The following is an 18,713-nucleotide window of genomic DNA, read 5'->3' on the forward strand; positions in this document are numbered from 1 at the left end:
AAGTTTGTTATGGCTTATAGCAGACACTTTAAACAGTTTTGGATATGGGCCTAAAAGAATACAAAAAGAAAAGATCTTTTCAGGAAACGCCCGAACCTGAATCGGGAGTTCCGGCAGGAGATAAATTAAGATTTGTTATTCAAAAACATCACGCTTCCAGACTTCATTATGATTTCAGACTTGAAATGGATGGTGTTTTGAAAAGTTGGGCTGTTCCCAAAGGGCCTTCGACTGACCCGTTCGTAAAAAGGTTGGCGATGATGGTTGAAGATCATCCTTATGATTATAAAGACTTCGAAGGAATTATTCCAACGGGAAATTTCGGAGCCGGAACTGTGATCGTTTGGGATCATGGTACTTATGAACCTCTGGAAAAGGCAGACAATAAAAATGACCAGGAAAAACATTTATTAAAGGATTTAAAGTCCGGCTCGCTTAAATTTAAACTGAACGGAGAAAAAATTAAAGGAGAATTTGCATTGGTCAAGACCAAAGGCATGGAAGAAAATGCCTGGCTCCTGATAAAACACAAAGATGAATTTAGCTCAAAAGACGATATTACTGAAAAAGATAAATCCGTCATTTCGGACAGGACGCTTGAAGCTGTGAAAACAGATCCGGGAAAATTTTATAATCGTGAAATAATTAAACCCGGCAGCACGGTTAAAGACAAAAAAACGATCAGTAAAAATGAAGCCAGGGAACAGATTCGAGAGCAGATTGGCGAAAATAACGAGATAGAAAAAGAAAAAAAATCTGCGACTGACATCTTAAAAAAAGCGCCCAAACAAAAGTTCAATACTGATATCAAACCTATGCTGGCCACATTGGTTGATTCAACATTTGATGATCCTGGCTGGGAATATGAGGTAAAATGGGATGGATACCGTGCTCTTGCATTTATGAACCAAAAACAAACTGAATTAAAATCGCGTAATGGCAAATCGTTCAACGACAAGTTTTACCCAGTTTTTAAGGCAATTTCAGAATGGAATGTCAATGCAATTGTTGACGGAGAAATTGTCGTGGTGGATGATAAAGGAATTTCAAATTTTGGTTCATTACAAAACTGGCGGAGCGAGGCGGACGGCGAATTACACTTTTATGTGTTTGATATACTCTGGTTGGATGGAAAAGATCTAACCGAACTTCCGCTGGCTGAACGGAAAATCGTTTTGCAAAGTGTTTTGCCAGACGAAGGAAATATAAAAAGTGGATACAGCGTCATTGCCGAAGGATCCGATTTTTTTGAAGCAGCCAAAGAGCTGGGTTTGGAGGGGATTATTGCGAAAAGGTCGGATAGTCCGTATTATCCAGGTAGTCGGTCAAAAGACTGGCTTAAAATCAAAATTAATAAGCGGCAGGAAGTGGTGATCGCTGGTTATACCCGTAATGAGGGTTCCTCCAAACTTTTCAGCTCCCTGTTGCTGGGTGTGTATGACGAGGGTGATTTTGTTTACGTCGGTAAAGTTGGAACTGGGTTCAAAGATCAGCAGCAACGGGAGATGCTTGCTCTTTTCGAACCTATGATATTAAAAGACAGTCCTTTTACGGAACTTCCCGATTACAATAAACCATCAAGATTTCGCCCAAACCCGCCAAAAGCAAAAGCTATCTGGCTCAAACCTTCGGTTGTTTGTGAAGTTAGTTTTACCGAGATCACCGCTGACGGCGTGTTTAGGCATCCTTCATTTGAAAGCCTGCGGGAAGATAAAAATGCGAAAGACGTCACCCGTGAAACTACTAAACAAGTTGACCTGATCGTTGATAAAAAACAATCAGAAATTAAAAATGAGAAAATCGTCGGAAGCCCAGGGAAGTCATCCCGAAAATCATTGCTAAACCCGAAAGAGGAAACGCAGGTAAGAAAGATAAATGGAAATGAGTTAAAATTTACGAATCTGGGAAAGGTTTTCTGGCCGAAAGAAAATGTTACAAAACGGGATCTCATCAATTATTATTACCAGATAGCTCCGTTTATCTTACCCTATCTGGAAAACCGCCCCGTGTCACTCAACAGATTCCCAAACGGTTTTGAAGGTAAAAGTTTTTACCAAAAGGATGTCACAGGCAAGTCACCCGACTGGATTGTAAAATTTCCATACAGTACTGAAACAGAAGCGAACAAAAATTTCATGGTCGCCACAGATGAAGCCAGCTTGTTATACATGGCAAACCAGGGCTGTATAGAGATGAATCCATGGAATAGTAAAACGCGGTCTCCCGATAATCCCGATTGGTGTATTCTTGATCTTGATCCTGATACGACTAATACTTTTGAACAGGTTATCCTGACCGCACAAACAATAAAAACAATACTTGACGAGTCGGACATTACCGGTTATTGCAAAACCTCCGGTTCAACAGGTATTCATATTTATATACCACTTGAAGCAAAATACAGCTACGACCAGTGTCAGTTATTTGCAAAATGGATCGCTTCCCAGGCTCAGGAAAGATTGCCCGAATTCACCAGCATTGAGCGAATGACCAAAAACAGGAAGGGCAAGTTATATATCGATTATCTGCAAAATCGCCCGAAAGCTACGTTGGCTGCCCCCTATTCCTTAAGACCAAAACCGGGCGCGACCGTTTCGATGCCGCTGCATTGGGAAGAAGTAAAAAAAGGTTTACAACTTAAAGATTTTACCATTTTCAATGCGATGAAAAGGATAGAAAAAGAAGGCGATCTATTCAAACCGGTTTTAGGAAAGGGTATCGATTTGATGGAAATTTTGGCACAAGCAGACTTATAAAACTAAATATTTTTCAAAGCACAGCGACAGCCAAATCAGTCCCAGCACCTCCTAATCACGCTTCGGGAATCACGCCAATGGCATCAATTTCAATGGCATAACCGTAATGCAGATTTGGAACCGGAACGATGGAACGCGCAGGCTTTGCGTCTCCGAGCATTTCTGCATATATCTGGTTAAATAAAGGCCAGTTTTGCACGTCTACCAGATAAACAGTGACCTTTAATAATTGCGAAGGCTCACTACCTGCGGCTTTTAAAATTTCAGTGAGATTCTGTAAAGCCTGTCTGGTTTGGACGTCGAAGCTTTCAGTAAAAGTATGACTTCGGTCGGGTCTTACCGGAAGCTGGCCTGAAATGTATATCAGCCCGTTGTGCGTCGTCGCCTGCACATAATGGCCGCCCACGGTTGCTGCATTATCCGTCTCAATCACGCCTATTGAAGTTGCCATATTCATGCTGGTTTTTTTAACATTTTTCAATTGATCAAATATACCTAACCAGCTTCAAAACGCGTCGCCAATATCCGGCCAGTGCTGAAAATAAAACTAATTTGTAACCAATATTTATTTATTACAACTATTATGAGTAAAACGAAAATGATTTTTGCTTACCATGATAATCAAAATTGTAACCGCAATTAGATATCCTTTTTATTAGCTATGAAACAGCCTCTTCCAGGAATATTGTATCTGACTGGATTTTGTAAATAGAAATGCAGGTCAGTATCCTAGTCTTGTTAGAATTTACCAAAAAAAGCGGGTTGCAATACCCGCTTTTTTAGTTCACAGTTTTTTTTAACATTATAAGATCACCATAAAATCGGAGTCAGGATTTTTTTTCTGGTCCAGATACTCCCAAGTTTGGATATCATCCTCAGAATACAAATTCCCCGGATCTTCCGGGCCCTCATCACCAAGTGCTTCGACAAAAGCGTTCAAACCTTTTTTGTAAATGCCTTCCCTGGTTATTCCGTTTTTGTCAGTAAACAAAACAGCGGATTGATCAGATGGCCAGTTCGTAATTTCCATATTCCATAAAGATTTGTTTTCAATGGGTTTGTAAAAAACTATACCTGCTCACTTGAAGAAAGAATTGGCTGGTGGCTCCTGAAATATTAAAGGTATTTGACACTGTTCATTCCAGGCAACATCATTGGTCACTAAACTTTTAAAAAGTATTATTTCTAATAAAATTATTTACCTTTTAAATAGTAATAATATATACTAACCATTTTATACTCATTTTAAGTATTAGAAGTACGATAAAATATATTATCCATATTGATTAAAAGCGAGTAAGTTATCATTGGATTTAGGGTAAATGTTCTAAATTGCAATTACATTCCCCAATATATCCGTTAGATGAAAAACCTGATCCTGATACTCCTGACACCATTTTTTCTTCTTGGAAGTGTTTTCTTAATCCTGTTTCCTGGCAAGCTTAATCCAATTAGTGACCAAAGCCAAAGTCCCATCACCCTTTGTGCAACACCCGGAGGAACCCAAATTTCAGCCTCAGAAAACGGAAAATTTATTGGCGTCATGCCTGGTTGGGGAAGTTATTCTTACAAAATTTCCACTGCGAATGACAGTGCCCAATTCTATTTTGACCAGGGCCTTAATTTATATTACAGTTATCACATGAAAGAATCTCTGGCTTCTTTTAAAGAATCTTCTCGTCTGGATCCGGGCTCGGCGATGACTTACTGGGGGCAGGCGCTTGCCATGGGACCATATTATAATGCGGCGCATACTTACAAAATGCCTGCCGAAATCCAGGAGGTGTTAAGCAGCATGAATGAAAAAATCGGTTTGACTACAAGCAAGGAAAAATCGCTTATTGAGATAATGAATTATCGGTATTCGACCGACCTGACTGATTCAAAACGAAAGGACCTGAACCTTGCTTATGCCGCTTCTATGCGCGAGCTGACTTTAAGTTTTCCTGACGATGACGATATCAAAGCGCTTTACGTGGACGCAATCATGCTGATACATGCCTGGGACTTTTGGAATAATGATGGCGCTCCTAAACCGTGGACTGAAGAGGTTGTGCAGTTATGTCAAAAAATATTAGAGAAAAACCCTAATCATCCGGCGGCTTTACATTACCATATTCACCTTACCGAGGCATCCCACCATCCGGAAGAGGCGCTCCCGAATGCTGATAAACTAAAAGATCTTTTTCCCGGCGTGGCGCACATGGTGCATATGTCGAGCCATGAGTATCAGCGCAACGGACTTTTCGCCAAAGGGGTTGAAGTGAATGATGCCGCTGATCAAAATCTTGGACTATATGATTCTCTCGCTAAAAATCTGAATCTGGCCAAACACAGTCCTCATTATTTTGCTGTACAAACCTACTGCGCATTAAGTGGCGGAATGTACGAAACGGGGAAGCGGGATGCGCTTCGCTGTCGCGAAAGTGTAACTCCGACAGCTGAAACAACTTATGATCAGTACTTGTATATGCTGCCTTCGCTAACGCTCGTGCGACTTGGCAAATGGGAAGAACTATTACAAGATCATAACGCTCCGGATCAAAGCTGGACATATGCAAGTTTACTGGATGATTTTGCAAAAGGTATGGCTTATGTCAACACCGGAAAGATAGGTCTCGCTAAAAAACATTTGGGCCAGTTAGAAAAAAAAGCGAAAGATCCGGTCCTGGAAAAACGTAGAATTCCCTTTAACGCTCCTTCGCCTGTCGCTTTGATCGCCGGAAAAATACTTGAAGCATCTATACAATTCAAAGAAAAAAATACTGTCAAAGCGATAGCCAGCCTGAATGAGGCAATCAAGATTGAGGATGAACTGATTTACACGGAACCTAACGACTGGCCAATTCCTGCCCGTCAGTTTTTGGGTGCCTTTTATTTAAAAATGGGTAAACCTGCAATGGCAGAAAAGGTCTACAAACAAGATCTGGTACGGAATCCCGGCAACGGCTGGTCGTATCTGGGACTATACCAAAGTGAAGAAGCACAGAAAAAGACGACGAGGCTTATGGAATATAAGAAAAAATACGAGCTGGCATTTTCTCATGCGGAAAAAATTCCGAAAGGTTCTGTATTTATCCGTTAGGAAACCGCAGGTCAGTTATTTCGCTGGACTTTTTCGAACAAACTTTGGGCTCAGCGTTATAAGTTCGATCTAACACATATTCTTTTGATAATGAGCAATTTTATGTTCAAATGTTTCTGCGATCTTTCCTGCTCTCCATTTTGCTTCTTCGGATTTGTCACCTGTAAAAAGTTCATCAATGGTTTCTGTAAACAATGATATCCAGGCGGCGAAATGTGAATGATCCACCGGTAGCCTCTCATGATGCTGGAACGGATTGCCTGTGTAAGTATACTCGCTGAGCAAAATTGTTTGCCAGAATTTATACATTTTTTCCAGGTGCGCTTCCCAATTTCCGTTAAGTCTCTCGTCAAAAATTGGAGCAAGTTTAGTATCCTTCCTTACTTTATCGTAAAATGTATCAACCAACATTTTGACTTCTTCAAGTGATACAATTTCCTTTTTCGTTTCCATGATTGTAGGTCGGTAAGTGTATTCTGCCTTTAATTAAGTTTACTTAAATAATCCCAATGATCATACTCCAGTCGTCCCTTGTTAAGCTCTTGTGCAAATGTAAAGACTATTTTTAAATAAAAGACATAAAGATCTTTTATTATTAATCTTTATCTATACCTTTGTGACATCAAAAATTTCAGATCCTTTATGTAGAGCGCCTACATTTTAAAATTAATAAAAGATAAAAGGGTATTAATATTTTTTTAATAAGCAAATGCTATGATAATCAGAAAGGTATTTGAGCAACTGGAAACAGCGACGCAGCCGATAGCGAAAATAATTCAGGCAAACGAGCATTGCAAAACGCTTGTAATCGGATTAAAAAAGGGAATGATCTGGAAGGAACATAAAACGACAGTTCCGGCCCGATTGCTGGTAACAGAAGGCTCCGTAATTTATAAAGAGGATGGAAAATCAATAGTTCTTGATCAATACGACGATCTGGAAATCCCGCTTCATATCGTCCACACACTTGAAGCCAGCGAAGACAGTCTTTGCTTTCTGGTTCAAGGGTAGCCTTATCCAGTCCTACTACAAGTCATCATTTAACGTTACAACCCAATCTTATGATAACGCAGGAACAAAAGGATCTTGTTACAGCTACGGTACCGATTTTGAAAGAAAACGGAGTTTTACTTACGACGCATTTTTACAAACGTATGTTTGCACATAACCCGGAATTGAAAAATGTTTTCAATATGGGCAATCAGCAAAATGGCAGACAGCAGACGGCCCTGGCAATGGCTGTTCTCGCTTATGCCGAGCACATTGAGAATCCCGGCGTATTAATGCCGGTTGTTGATGGAATCGGGCAAAAACATGTGAGCCTTAGCATCCGCCCTGAACATTACATTATTGTTGGGGAACACCTTCTGGCTTCTATTTCGGAAGTTTTAGGAGACGCTGCGACGCCAGAAATTCTGGATGCCTGGCGAGTAGCATATGCCCAGCTGGCTCAGATTATGTCCGGGCATGAGACAAAGCTTTATCGCAAGCAGGTTGAGAAAAAAGGAGGATGGACAGGCTGGCGTCCATTCATAGTAAGAGCGAAGGTTCAGGAATCGACGGAAATCACTTCCTTTCACTTATATCCGGCGGACGGTGGCGCCGTGGCGGATTTTACGCCTGGTCAGTTTTTGAGCGTTCGGTTGTTTCTTCCGGAACTAAATCTGTCGCAGCCTCGGCAGTACAGTATTTCCAATGCTCCGAACGGGTTGTATTACAGGATTTCAGTAAAAAAAGAAATATCCGGCAACCCGAATCCAGATGGTTTGATCAGCAATCGCCTGCATGATTTTATAAATTTGGGCGACCTGATCGATGTTTCTGCTCCTGCCGGGACTTTTCTGCTGAAAAATGATAACGATCATCCGGCTGTTTTTATAAGCGGCGGTGTTGGGCAAACTCCACTGATTAGTATGCTTGAAGAACTAATCAAAAGTGGCAGCAAAAAAACTAAAACCTGGATTCACGGAGCGCGTAACGAAGATGTACACGCTTTCAAAAAGCTGATTGACTATTGGGCAGAAGATGAAAATGCGATTCAAAAACATATTTTTTACAATAACGCTGACAGATCAACTGCGCAGGACACATGCTATCCTGGCTGGGTGGAGCTTGATGTTATAGGAAATGATATAATAACCGAAAACACAGACTACTATATTTGCGGTCCGGCACCATTTATCTCCAAACATTATAACCACCTCGTCTCCAAAGGGATAAGTAAGGAGTATATCCATTTTGAAGAATTCGGACCTCAAACTTTGAGCCTTAATTAATCAAAAACGGCGGTCTGGATTTATTTTGCGGCATCCTTCTGTTAATATCTTAACTATTGACAAATAGGTTCTGACATTAAAACAGAATCCGTTAGCTGTCAACGGATTCTGTTTTAATATTCCTCATTTAAATCCAATTCAGGATTATAAAATTTGGTGAAGTTGTGAGAAAACCATGACTCTAGTCTCCATGATCAAAGCATTTCGAGAAAAATACTTTCACTTGTGATCTCGGTCATCAACTCGATAAAATAATCTGAAAAATGCAGCAAATTTAACAACCCAATGCGCATTTTGTTTGGTAAGAAACCGTGGTACTTTTTAAAAGCAGCTGTGAAATGGGTCGCATGTTTATAACCCATTCTTTGGGCAACATCAGATATTTTACAACCGTCTGCAATAAGTTCCTGCTTAGACTTTTCCATCCTGAAATCATGTAGATAGCCAAAAACAGTTGTTCCAAACACCTCCTTAAAATACTTTTTCAAGCTATATTCGTTGGTACCTACCCGGTGTGCCAAATCCTTTAATGAAAGCGGTTCTTCCAGATTTTCAACAAGAATTTCCTTGGCCAGGTGCATTTTGACGACATCGTCCTCTTTTAACGCAGAAGTAATATCAGGTAATGGTAACTGGGCATGTTGGTCAAATTGCAACGCGAGCAGCTCAATCACTTTCGCTTTGACAAAAAGATTTTTGTGATGACCATTGTACTGGCAATTTAAAATTTCAAACAATATGGAAATCATGCGCGAGGTAACAGGAAGATTTCTCAGACTTAAAAATGCCGGCAAAACTTCCTTGATTCCTTCCTGAAAATGTTTGTAGAGTGTATGGGTTTCCGGAAGATTATCAAAGAAAAATTCGGGAGAAATATTGATTATAAAAACTTCACTTTCCACAAAAGGCTGCCACTGAACGGTCATTTTCCGTTTCGGCAAAAGTAACAGGTTGTGCTGATACGGCCGGAACCTGACGAAAGGTTGCGCGAAAGATTCAGAAAAATAGGTGGTTACATTTTGCAGACAAAAATTCATCTGTATATGTGAACCAGAGGTGTCGATCAGCAGTCGTTTCCTCGAATGCACCTGAAAGTTCCCATACCAAAAATGAACACCCCGAAGCAAGATTTCCCGTCCCGATCCCTGGATATAGTCATTATCGAATTCAAGATTATTTTCGATTATTTCATCCCTCCTCAACAAATTAAAATCAGGATACTTCCAGCTCTGACCAATTTCCTCTTTCGGTTCTGCCGTTTCCCAGGACGCCTCGCTTTTATTCGTAATCATTTTACTCTCCAACGCTGTACGAGTTATTACCACAGAATCTAAATCGACTCTAATTAGACTAACTATAAACAACATTACGAAAAAAATCTCATTATGCCATGGGAATGATATTCAACCTTTCTTCTAATTCCATCCCGGAAAGCATGTGAGTCAGAATGGGTTCACATTTTTCACGACAAGCAGGATAAAACTTTCCGTGTTGCCAGTGGGCAGATTTTGGTGACATCCCCCACCAGAACTCTGCCATGGCTAGTGGAGTCATTTTGTTTTGAAATGCATATTGAAGCAATTTTGGAGCAGCACACTCTCCCGCACCCGCCGGCGGATTTTTGTATGACGCATTCTCAAAAATCTGTTGCAAGCTCAACGATTCGCCATTTTGGTTCAAAAAATGATATTGATCAAAAATCTGGTTCTGCAAAGCTATTGAATGAGATTTACGATAACTTTTCAGAGAGGCAATCTCTCCGTTGCATTCGCCTGATGTACCGGTTTCCAGTCTTTTTATTTCACTGTTAATCTTCGAAAGCTCCAACATTCCAATATTCAGGAAACCTCCCTCTTCAACCCCATCAAAAATAGGCGGCACAAATCCATCCAGATGATTTCGGCCAGCTATTTTGCCAGAAAAAGCAGACAGATACCCAATTTCACCATGCTCCTGTTTTACCACTAAAACGCCAAACATTTTTCCAATCACTGCACCATCAGTTCCCGAAAGACCAAAGTTATGATTCCAGTCTCCCTGAGTTTTCAGATAATATTGTAATTTTTCAACAGCAAGCAAACTCAGCGGGTGGGGTTCATAGTCAAAAGGAAAAGTGAAACGTTCCGGAATAGGATACGCATGCATTGATTCTTCAAATGACGAGAAAATTTGATCCTTAAAATGGGAAGATTGTGTCAAGAAAATATTGGTAATACTTAATAAGCAGATTTTGAATTCAAACTCACGCAATTAAGAGATTAAGATACCTGTTAAACAGATTAAAACATGAACAGAATTCAGTAGGAATAACTTCAATTAAATAAATGAAATACAAACACTTAACCTGTTTTATTCCAAAGTTACGCATCCTGACAGTTATTATAAAATAATAGTAGTGGCTATCCGGGATGTTGTTGAAAAAATGCTACAAAATATCGCGAAAGTGGAAAGCCAAGGTAGAATATTGCGGTGGTAGACCGTATTCTTTCTAAATCAATAACGTAAAATTTTGAGTTCAGCGAATCGTCTTTCAGAACTTTGCCTTAACTTTGGTATTGTAATCTCTTTCATTCTTTTATTGGAGCCATTAAAAATGGATCGTAGAGGTAACTCTGCCACAAGCGTTTTAAACTTGCTGTTTTCCATGAATTAAAAGAATGAACGCAATGCAAATAGCAGATTTTTCCTGCATAGATTGGTCATTGACCACAAGATTGTGATCGCCTTAAAGCGCCAACATCTTGTTGCAGATTATTGGGCGGTCAATCATGACCGCCTTTTTTTGTTCAAAAAGTGCCTCTTTCTCCATTAAACCTGCAATCATCAACTCGTGTAAGTTTGGGACGGTTCAAAATCACTCTGATTTAATTCGACAGCCTTGATCGTTTTTTTGCCGGCGCGCTCGCCAGGGACAAAGTTGCCTTCAATCCATCTGATAAAGTTTTGCGTATGCGTAATGTACATGTTGGCCGTCAGCGGTTTCAGATTAGACGATTCAATTTCGTTGATGTATAAGTTCATCAATCTGTTAATCTCCTCAGCTAATTCCAGGTTCGTCTTCATAGGGTTAGGTTTTAAATGTTGAGTGTACTACTGATTTGTATTTTACGGATCAAATGGCGATCTGGCTGAGACAAGAACTTTATGCACCCAATGACCTTAAAAAACCGGCAGAACTAAACTGCCGGTTACGTGTAGAGGGGAGGTCACTTAATGTTATATAAAGTACTGTTTGGTTAATTACTATGATTAATCGATGTTCTGTTCTTTGCATTAAATGTTTACAAATATAGACAGTGCTAGTTTCATTTCTTTTCATATTATACTGTTGGTAACGCTGAGGCCCTGATTTGAGGGTTTGAGTTAACCGTTGGATTAGGCGCATCAGCCAAATGTTAAGTATTTGTATATTTTCGTCAGGTTTTAAACATCAGAATCTCCAAGTAGTCGGACAGAGCAATCTTCTCTCAACTGAGAATTTCAACTCCCGAAAAATGCCGCGAATGAACTGTTTTCGTTCACTAATTCAATACTGGTAAAATGCTAAAAAGGGCTAAATATTCTTATCACCTTATCTTTGGTAAGTGTCAGCAGGTGAATTTTATCCAATCACTTCCTTAATACAGTTGTGGGCTTATAGCATTCAGTTAGAGCACCTCCGGTAATGGTTGGTAAAATCAATACAATAGATGGTGGAAGAATCAATGTTTCAAAAAGAAAAAATTATGGCCTAATTTCTATTTAAACGTATAATCGGCTATTTTTACCTGAATGAAGTCACTGATCAATTACATTTATGGATACCTATTATAGTGGTTATAACATCGGACAGGTTATTTCAAACCCAGTCAAGAGTTAACAAATCCTGACCAACGATCTGATGGAACTTCGTCCAAAAAAAACCTGGCGACACACACACCTCGATATTCAGGAACAATTTTAGTATCAGCCTTACTTAGAAACTGATGAGCATAAAAACCCATCGTGCCCTTTTGTAAATCTGACATTTAACCCAACTTTATGATCTCCACAATTATTATTGATGATGAATTACATTGTATCCAAACCCTCCTTAAAAACATTGAATTATACTGCCCCCAGGTTAGGGTTGTAACTACTTGTCAGTCAGGAGAAGAAGGTATTGATGCAATAAAAAAACATAATCCGGACCTCGTATTTCTAGACGTTGAGATGCCTGTTTTGAATGGATTTGAAATGTTAAACAAACTGTCTGCCCCTCGTGATTTTCAACTAATTTTCACAACAACCTATGATCAATTTGTACTACGCGCTATGCGTGCAAGTGCGATTGATTACTTAATAAAGCCCATTGAAGGTTCGGAACTGGCGGAGGCTATCGAACGCGTGGAAAAGCAGCTTATTAACAATATTTCCGATAATCACAGAATCGGAAATTTTATTTCTAACAGCGACCTTGACCAGGACGATCAGCGGATCGCTTTGCCAGACCGACACGGCTATATTTTTGTAAGTCCATCTGAGATTTGTTATTGTAAGGCTGAAGGCGCATATACCCACGTATACCTCACCAATGAACGAAAAATCTTAATTTCGAAAGCTTTGGGCGAAACCGAAATCATGCTTCCGCCAAGAATATTTGAAAGAATTCACCATTCCAGTATCGTTAACCTGGCACATATCCGTCAGCTTAAAAAAGGTGACGGACTTTTTATTATCATGTCTAACGGAGACAGTCTGAGTGTTGCACGTTCAAAAAAAGACCATTTGTTCAGCAGACTAGGAGTAAAATAGATTTCGCTATTGATTTCTTTGTGATGAAAATTATCATATTCGGAGCGTCAGGTTCGGGTGCCACCACATTGGCCGGAAAATTGTCGCAACTTATCGGTTATCAGCATCTGGATTCTGATGAATACTACTGGTTGAAAACCGAGCACGCATTCACCTCGAAACGCGAACCGGAACTTCGAAATTCTATGTTTCTTCAAGATTTTATCAGGCACGAAAATGTGCTCGTGTCCGGACCGGTTTTTGGTTGGGAGCAGCAGTTTTTTAATTTATTTGATCTGGCTGTTTTTCTATGGATACCAAAAGAAATTCGATTAGGTCGGCTTTTGAATCGGGAAAAAGAACGTTACGGAGATCTTTTAACAACAAACGAAAATTATAAAACCAAATGCGCAGAATTTCTCGAGTGGGCGGCCGGATATGATGATCCGACTTTTAAAAGCAGAAGTCTCGCCCTTCATAACCGTTGGATTCAAGGATTGAATATTCCGGTTTTACGGATTGAAGGCGATACTTCTGTGACGTTTCGAATTAATCTGGTTCTTGACAAAATTAAAGAAATTGAAAACAGGCTCTAAACCTCCCGAATCATCCGGTCAAAAACTTTGCGTTGTTCCATCATGGATTTGATCTTATCGTCAGGGTTTGTATGGCATTCTAAAAGTACCCAGCCTGTGTAATTCATCTTACCCAAATTAGACAGAAGTTCTTTGTAAGGATAATCCGTGCTGTCCAGCTCGCGAACGTGGATCGTATCACCAAAATACTGTTTGACAAGATCAAAATTTGATTGAAACCCTCTTCCATTCAAATCCTGCGGATTACAGTTCCAGCAGATCTTCGCATTTTTGTGATCCGCATACTCCATGATCTTCCTGATATTAGGAAGTTCCTGGGTTTCCTCACCATGCACTTCCAGCCGCAACTGCTGGCCAAAATCGGCTGCATAACCGGCAAGTTCCTGCAACGACGCACCAATTTGTTCAAGCGTTTTTTCAACCGGAACTTCTTTATGCAACCCGTTTGGCTTGACCTTAACGCCTGTGCCACCCACGTCAGCACTCAAACGTATAAATTCCTTTGTTCTTTCTATGGATGATTTCAGCTTCGCCTGGTCCGGATAATCATATTGTTGATTCGTTCCAAGCCCAATAATGTTTACCGGACTGTCGGCAAATTTTCTTTTAACTTCTGCCCTTTCAGTGGCAGGAAGATCAGGCATCACCTTATGAGCATGTTCCACCCTGAGCTCGACTCCATGAATATTTGTATCTGTACAGTTCCTGATTATAGTCTGCAAGTCCCAATCCTTCCCCCATAGATAGGTTACAAAACCAAGCTTAAAATCACCTTTCGCGTTAAGCAGAGATTCCGCGACAGCAGTGCCTGACAAAAAGCTCACCCCTGCCAATAGTGATAGGTCTTTCAAAAAAGTTTTTCGATCTGAGAGCATTTTTCGATGGATTAGTTAAAGCCTTACCGAGAAACAAAGACAAGAATTACATTATATACTCCGATGTTCTGCCTAAGTTCATGATAAAATATTGAAAAGATCCTTCGAAGTTGTAGTGTGCGATTAAAACACATTTTTGGGTTCTTACTACACAATCATTGCAGAATTATCATTCTTTGAGACTTGAAAGTTTACTGGCATGAAATTCTAATTTACTGACCAAACATCAAATCAAGACATTTTTGAACGGTATTTCAATATTCTGAAAATATATAAACTTAAAATTTTAGCTATGGAAGGTGCATCCCAGCCATTTGGTTCAAATGGTTTAAATGAAAAACAGCATTTGGAATCAATTCTTGAATCTTCGGGTATTGGTATCTGGGAAATTGATCTGTTAAATCGAACCGCCTACCTGTCAGATAGCAGCAAGTCTATTCTAAAATTCCAGGGTAATAATTATATCAGTTACGAAACTTTCCTAACGCTGTTCCGTCCGGCAGATGCTCTAACGTTCGAAAAGACTATAAAATCAGCTGATGAAATCAATCAAATCTTTTCCATAGAAACGCGTACACCTGTGGATAATGAATTTAACCATTCGGTGCTTTGCCGAGGTATGGTTTCACGTTGTACTAATGGGAATCCAATATCCATCGCAGGGACGTTCATATCATTGCGTGATCCTGAACACAGGGCTGAAAACAGACTGCTACACACTCCACATCCGGAAATTGATGAAATGGAGCATGTTGATAAATTCAAATTCCTGGCAGAGCAATCGCCGATTGCAGCTGCTTTGGTTTCCGGCCCTGAGTTGACCATTGCGTTTGCAAACAAAAAGATGTTTGAAATCTGGAATAAAGATGAGTCCAGTATTGGCAATATATTAGGCGAAGTTCAGCCGGAACAGCTATACCAATACTCAAAGCAACTTTTAAAGGATATCCTTGTCACCGGAGAGCCCCACGTTCAAAATGGCGTATCAATTTTTTCGAATGAAAACGGAATTGAAACAGCTAATTATTATGATTTCACATATTCTCCCTTTTTAAATAGATCAGGAATTGTCACAGGAATAATTATCAATGCAGTGGATGTGACAAAGCGCCTGCAAACACAAAGAAAATTGGAAGTAAGTGAACAGAAATTTCGTTCGCTTATTGAGGAAGTACCTGTTGGCATCAGCGTTTTCACAGGCAGGGATATGACTGTTGAACTTGCCAACGAGCCAATGATTGGTTATTGGGCAAAAGACGCATCGGTAATTGGCAAACCACTTCGCGACGCTTTCCCCGAACTTATTGGACAGCCGTTCTTAAAAATACTTGACGATATTTTATCCACTGGCGAAACGTATAGCGCAACCAATGCTGCTGTCGATATTATTGTTGACGGTGTGCTTCGGACATACTATTTCAATTTCACCTACAAACCACTCTTCGATGACGAAGGGGAAGTTTACGCTATTATTGATATGTCTCTGGATGTAACTGCGGAGGTTATAGCGCAAAAAGCACTGATTGAAAGCGAAGCCAGATTACGTTCTGTGATCGATGCAGCTCCGGCTGCCATGGGACTTTTCGTTGGAAGAGAACTTATCATCGAAATGCCGAACCAATCCTTTATCGACATAGTGGGAAAAGGGCCCGATATAACAGGAAAGCCTCTTCGTGAAGTGATGCCAGAACTTGAAAATCAGGCTTTCTTACAGATTCTTGATGACGTTTTTACTAGTGGAAAGATGTACCAAAGTTTTGGTGCTCAGGTCGATATTGTTCAGAATGGAGTCATGACTCATAACTTCTACAATATTACCTATACACCGATCTTTGATAATGAAGGTAGGGTTTACGCCATTCTAGATATTGCTATCGATGTCACCGAAAGGGTCGTAGCACAGATGGAGGTCGAGCAAAGCCAGATACAGCTTTTGGAATTATTTGAACAATCTCCGGTGGCCATCGCCATGATCAGCAAGGATAATCTGGTCTTTAAAATGGCTAATCCGTTTTATGGAGAAATGGTTGGACGAGGTACGGAGGAGCTGGTTGGAAAATCGCTGCTGGAAGCATTGCCAGAACTGGCGGGTCAAGGTTTTGATATTTTGTTAAATGGTGTTATTTCAACAGGAGAGCCATTTATTTCACCGGAACAACCGGTCGACGTAATGCGTGACGGGAAAATGGAGAAAATTTATGTAGATTTCTGTTACCAGCCACAACGCGATATAGAAGGAAAAATTTCCGGAGCGCTTGTGGTAGCAACTGATATTACGCAGCAGGTTATCAGCCGGAGAAATATTGAGGAAGCGGAAAATGCGCTGCGAGGTGCCATCGAACTTGCAGATTTAGGAACATGGCAGATCGATTTCATCAACGATACTTTTGATTTCTCACCTCGATTAAGACAATGGTTTGGTATTGGTGAAGATGAAGATATCACATACGACAGACTTTATATTCCCGTCTCAACAAGTGATCGGGGACGGGTTCAGGAGGAATTTGATAAAGCACTGAGACCAGGGTCTGACGGTTTTTTTGATCTTGAATACACGCTGTATCATGGAGGATTCGAACGCATCGTCCATGCTCAGGGTAAAGTATCCAGAACTGATGAAGGCAGGCCCTCAAAAATTACCGGAACAGTCCAGGACGTCACTGTGCAGCGTCAGGTTAAGCTTGCGCTGGAACATCAGGTACAGGAACGCACGGAAGAACTTGCAAGGATGAATGAAGAACTCGCATCGATCAATGAGGAATATGTAGCCATTAACGAAGAATTATCAGAATCAAATAACCTGCTGATTCAGTCGAACGAAAATTTACAGCAATTTGCTTACGTTGCATCCCATGATTTACAGGAACCACTCAGAAAGATCCAGTCGTTTGGTAATATTATCACCAGCCGTTATGCTGGTGAATTGGGCGATGGTGTTAATTACTTGCAGCGCATGCAGACAGCAGCTAAAAGAATGTCAAATCTCATTGAGGATTTGCTGATGTTTTCGAGAATTTCAAGCAAAAGTGACCGGACTGAACCTGTAAATCTTAACGCAGTTTTTAAGTCCGTTTTAACTGATCTTGAATTGCTGATTCAGGAAAGCGAAGCCGTTATCGATATGGACGAATTACCCGAAATCAGGGGAGACCGATCACAGCTTGGGCAGTTGTTTCAAAACTTGTTGAGTAATGCGTTAAAATTCCGAAAAAAAGATGTTGCACCAAAAATCAGGATTTCGGCGAATGTAGTCTCCGGTTTAGAGCTACCCGCTACATTTGCACCGGCAAGATCAGCGAAAGCATTTGTCAAAATTGGTATCAGCGATAATGGAATTGGATTTGACGAGACTTATGCAGAGCGGATATTTCAGTTATTTCAACGTCTACATGGCAGGAGTGAATATTCCGGAACAGGTATTGGACTGGCTATTTGCGAGAAAGTTGCTGTTAATCATGGCGGAACAATAATGGTAGAAAGCAAGATACAGCAAGGCTCCACATTTTCTGTGCTGTTGCCGATGCCATCCTAATTTTTCGTAACTTGGAAAACAAGAGAATCATCATTCAAGACCACCAATATATGAAAATCAAAACCCTTCAAATAGCCAATATTATTGCCCTCATTGTTACTATAATAATGAATTACCTGTCCAATACAGGTATATTTAATAATAACACCATGGCATCTGTTTCAGCGCAATATCAAAATTATTTTACGCCAGCAGGCTACGCGTTTTCGATCTGGGGATTGATATATGTCGGGCTAATCGCTTTTATTATTTATCAAAGCAAGGGTGTTTTTAATTCGCGACAAGCTCCGTCTATCGTAGCAAAAATCGGCTGGATGTTTGTAGTTTCCTGCCTGGCTAATTGCTTATGGATACTTGCCTGGCTTTATAATTATACTGGATTTTCTGTGATTATCATGACCGTTTTGTTAGGCTCACTGACATCGATAGTTCTTCGTACACGGATGGAGCTTGATCTGATCACGTTCAAAATGGTGGCTTTGGAATGGTGGCCATTTGCGATCTATTTTGGATGGATCACCGTTGCTATCATTGCGAACATAGCGGCGTATCTGACCAAACTAAAATGGGACGGTTTTGGTATAACCGCTGTCACCTGGACGATCATCATGATTTCGGCAGCTGCATTAATTCATCTGGCTTTGATCTGGACGAGAAATCTGAGGGAAGCTGCCAGTGTTGGGGCTTGGGGACTTGCCGCAGTTGCAGTCGCAAACTGGGATGTTAACCAGGCAGTTGCCTATACTGCACTCTCTGCCACCATAATAATTCTGTTAAATACTGCCGTTCATGGCTTTATCAACAGAAAAAATCCTTTTATTATGTAAATCTCACTTGAAAC

At 40.4% G+C, this 18,713-nt stretch carries 15 protein-coding genes; 8 read left to right on the plus strand and 7 right to left on the minus strand.

Going from position 1 to position 18,713, the window contains the following annotated elements; all coding sequences use genetic code 11:
• Nucleotides 1-44 precede the first annotated feature (44 nt).
• On the plus strand, nucleotides 45-2,756 hold the full coding sequence (gene ligD, locus AC1XUO_RS08375) for a DNA ligase D (RefSeq protein ID WP_483329317.1): 2,712 nt from the start codon (nucleotides 45-47) through the stop codon (nucleotides 2,754-2,756).
• Nucleotides 2,757-2,811: 55 nt separating this feature from the next.
• Here ligD and AC1XUO_RS08380 read toward each other — a convergent pair whose 3' ends face one another.
• Both AC1XUO_RS08380 and AC1XUO_RS08385 read right to left on the minus strand, forming a co-directional pair.
• Nucleotides 2,812-3,207: a RidA family protein gene (locus AC1XUO_RS08380; protein ID WP_483329318.1), complete on the minus strand. Its 396-nt coding sequence runs from the start codon at nucleotides 3,205-3,207 to the stop codon at nucleotides 2,812-2,814.
• Between the two features lie 351 nt (nucleotides 3,208-3,558).
• Nucleotides 3,559-3,786, minus strand: a complete 228-nt coding sequence (locus AC1XUO_RS08385; RefSeq protein WP_483329319.1) for a hypothetical protein — start codon at nucleotides 3,784-3,786, stop codon at nucleotides 3,559-3,561.
• Between the two features lie 333 nt (nucleotides 3,787-4,119).
• Between AC1XUO_RS08385 and AC1XUO_RS08390 the strand changes: the two genes are divergently transcribed.
• Complete coding sequence (locus tag AC1XUO_RS08390; protein WP_483329320.1) at nucleotides 4,120-5,841, plus strand: tetratricopeptide repeat protein; 1,722 nt, start codon at nucleotides 4,120-4,122, stop codon at nucleotides 5,839-5,841.
• 69 nt (nucleotides 5,842-5,910) lie between these two features.
• On the opposite strand, the gene AC1XUO_RS08395 is transcribed toward AC1XUO_RS08390, so the two are convergent.
• Nucleotides 5,911-6,294: a group III truncated hemoglobin gene (locus tag AC1XUO_RS08395; protein ID WP_483329321.1), complete on the minus strand. Its 384-nt coding sequence runs from the start codon at nucleotides 6,292-6,294 to the stop codon at nucleotides 5,911-5,913.
• A 261-nt stretch (nucleotides 6,295-6,555) separates the two neighbouring features.
• Here AC1XUO_RS08395 and AC1XUO_RS08400 point away from each other — a divergent pair, with 261 nt between their 5' ends.
• Together AC1XUO_RS08400 and hmpA are read left to right on the plus strand one after the other, a co-directional pair.
• Nucleotides 6,556-6,852, plus strand: a complete 297-nt coding sequence (locus AC1XUO_RS08400) for a cupin domain-containing protein (protein ID WP_483329322.1) — start codon at nucleotides 6,556-6,558, stop codon at nucleotides 6,850-6,852.
• Nucleotides 6,853-6,902: 50 nt separating this feature from the next.
• Nucleotides 6,903-8,117 carry an NO-inducible flavohemoprotein gene (gene hmpA / locus AC1XUO_RS08405; protein ID WP_483329323.1) on the plus strand — a complete coding sequence of 405 codons (1,215 nt, stop codon included), beginning with the start codon at nucleotides 6,903-6,905 and terminating at the stop codon, nucleotides 8,115-8,117.
• Between the two features lie 194 nt (nucleotides 8,118-8,311).
• On the opposite strand, the gene AC1XUO_RS08410 is transcribed toward hmpA, so the two are convergent.
• From AC1XUO_RS08410 to AC1XUO_RS08420, 3 genes are all read right to left on the minus strand, one after another.
• A complete protein-coding gene (locus tag AC1XUO_RS08410) occupies nucleotides 8,312-9,409 on the minus strand; it encodes a helix-turn-helix domain-containing protein (protein ID WP_483329324.1) in 1,098 nt (365 codons plus the stop codon).
• 91 nt (nucleotides 9,410-9,500) lie between these two features.
• Nucleotides 9,501-10,316: a pseudouridylate synthase gene (locus tag AC1XUO_RS08415; protein ID WP_483329325.1), complete on the minus strand. Its 816-nt coding sequence runs from the start codon at nucleotides 10,314-10,316 to the stop codon at nucleotides 9,501-9,503.
• 624 nt (nucleotides 10,317-10,940) lie between these two features.
• A complete protein-coding gene (locus tag AC1XUO_RS08420) occupies nucleotides 10,941-11,180 on the minus strand; it encodes a hypothetical protein (RefSeq protein WP_483329326.1) in 240 nt (79 codons plus the stop codon).
• Between the two features lie 957 nt (nucleotides 11,181-12,137).
• Here AC1XUO_RS08420 and AC1XUO_RS08425 point away from each other — a divergent pair.
• Both AC1XUO_RS08425 and AC1XUO_RS08430 read left to right on the plus strand, forming a co-directional pair.
• Nucleotides 12,138-12,890 carry a LytR/AlgR family response regulator transcription factor gene (locus AC1XUO_RS08425; RefSeq protein WP_483329327.1) on the plus strand — a complete coding sequence of 251 codons (753 nt, stop codon included), beginning with the start codon at nucleotides 12,138-12,140 and terminating at the stop codon, nucleotides 12,888-12,890.
• A gap of 23 nt (nucleotides 12,891-12,913) precedes the next feature.
• Nucleotides 12,914-13,465, plus strand: a complete 552-nt coding sequence (locus tag AC1XUO_RS08430) for an AAA family ATPase (protein WP_483329328.1) — start codon at nucleotides 12,914-12,916, stop codon at nucleotides 13,463-13,465.
• On the opposite strand, the gene AC1XUO_RS08435 is transcribed toward AC1XUO_RS08430, so the two are convergent.
• Entirely contained in the window at nucleotides 13,462-14,340 is an 879-nt protein-coding gene (locus AC1XUO_RS08435) for a sugar phosphate isomerase/epimerase family protein (protein WP_483329329.1), read from the minus strand. The two genes, AC1XUO_RS08430 and AC1XUO_RS08435, sit on opposite strands and share 4 nt — an antisense overlap.
• 292 nt (nucleotides 14,341-14,632) lie before the next feature.
• Here AC1XUO_RS08435 and AC1XUO_RS08440 point away from each other — a divergent pair, with 292 nt between their 5' ends.
• Complete coding sequence (locus AC1XUO_RS08440; RefSeq protein WP_483329330.1) at nucleotides 14,633-17,872, plus strand: PAS domain-containing protein; 3,240 nt, start codon at nucleotides 14,633-14,635, stop codon at nucleotides 17,870-17,872.
• A 50-nt stretch (nucleotides 17,873-17,922) separates the two neighbouring features.
• Nucleotides 17,923-18,699, plus strand: coding sequence for a tryptophan-rich sensory protein (locus AC1XUO_RS08445; RefSeq protein WP_483329331.1), 777 nt, complete (start codon nucleotides 17,923-17,925; stop codon nucleotides 18,697-18,699).
• The last annotated feature ends 14 nt before the right edge of the window (nucleotides 18,700-18,713 follow it).

It is taken from the genome of Dyadobacter sp. HNCC25DJ186, from assembly GCF_056895235.1.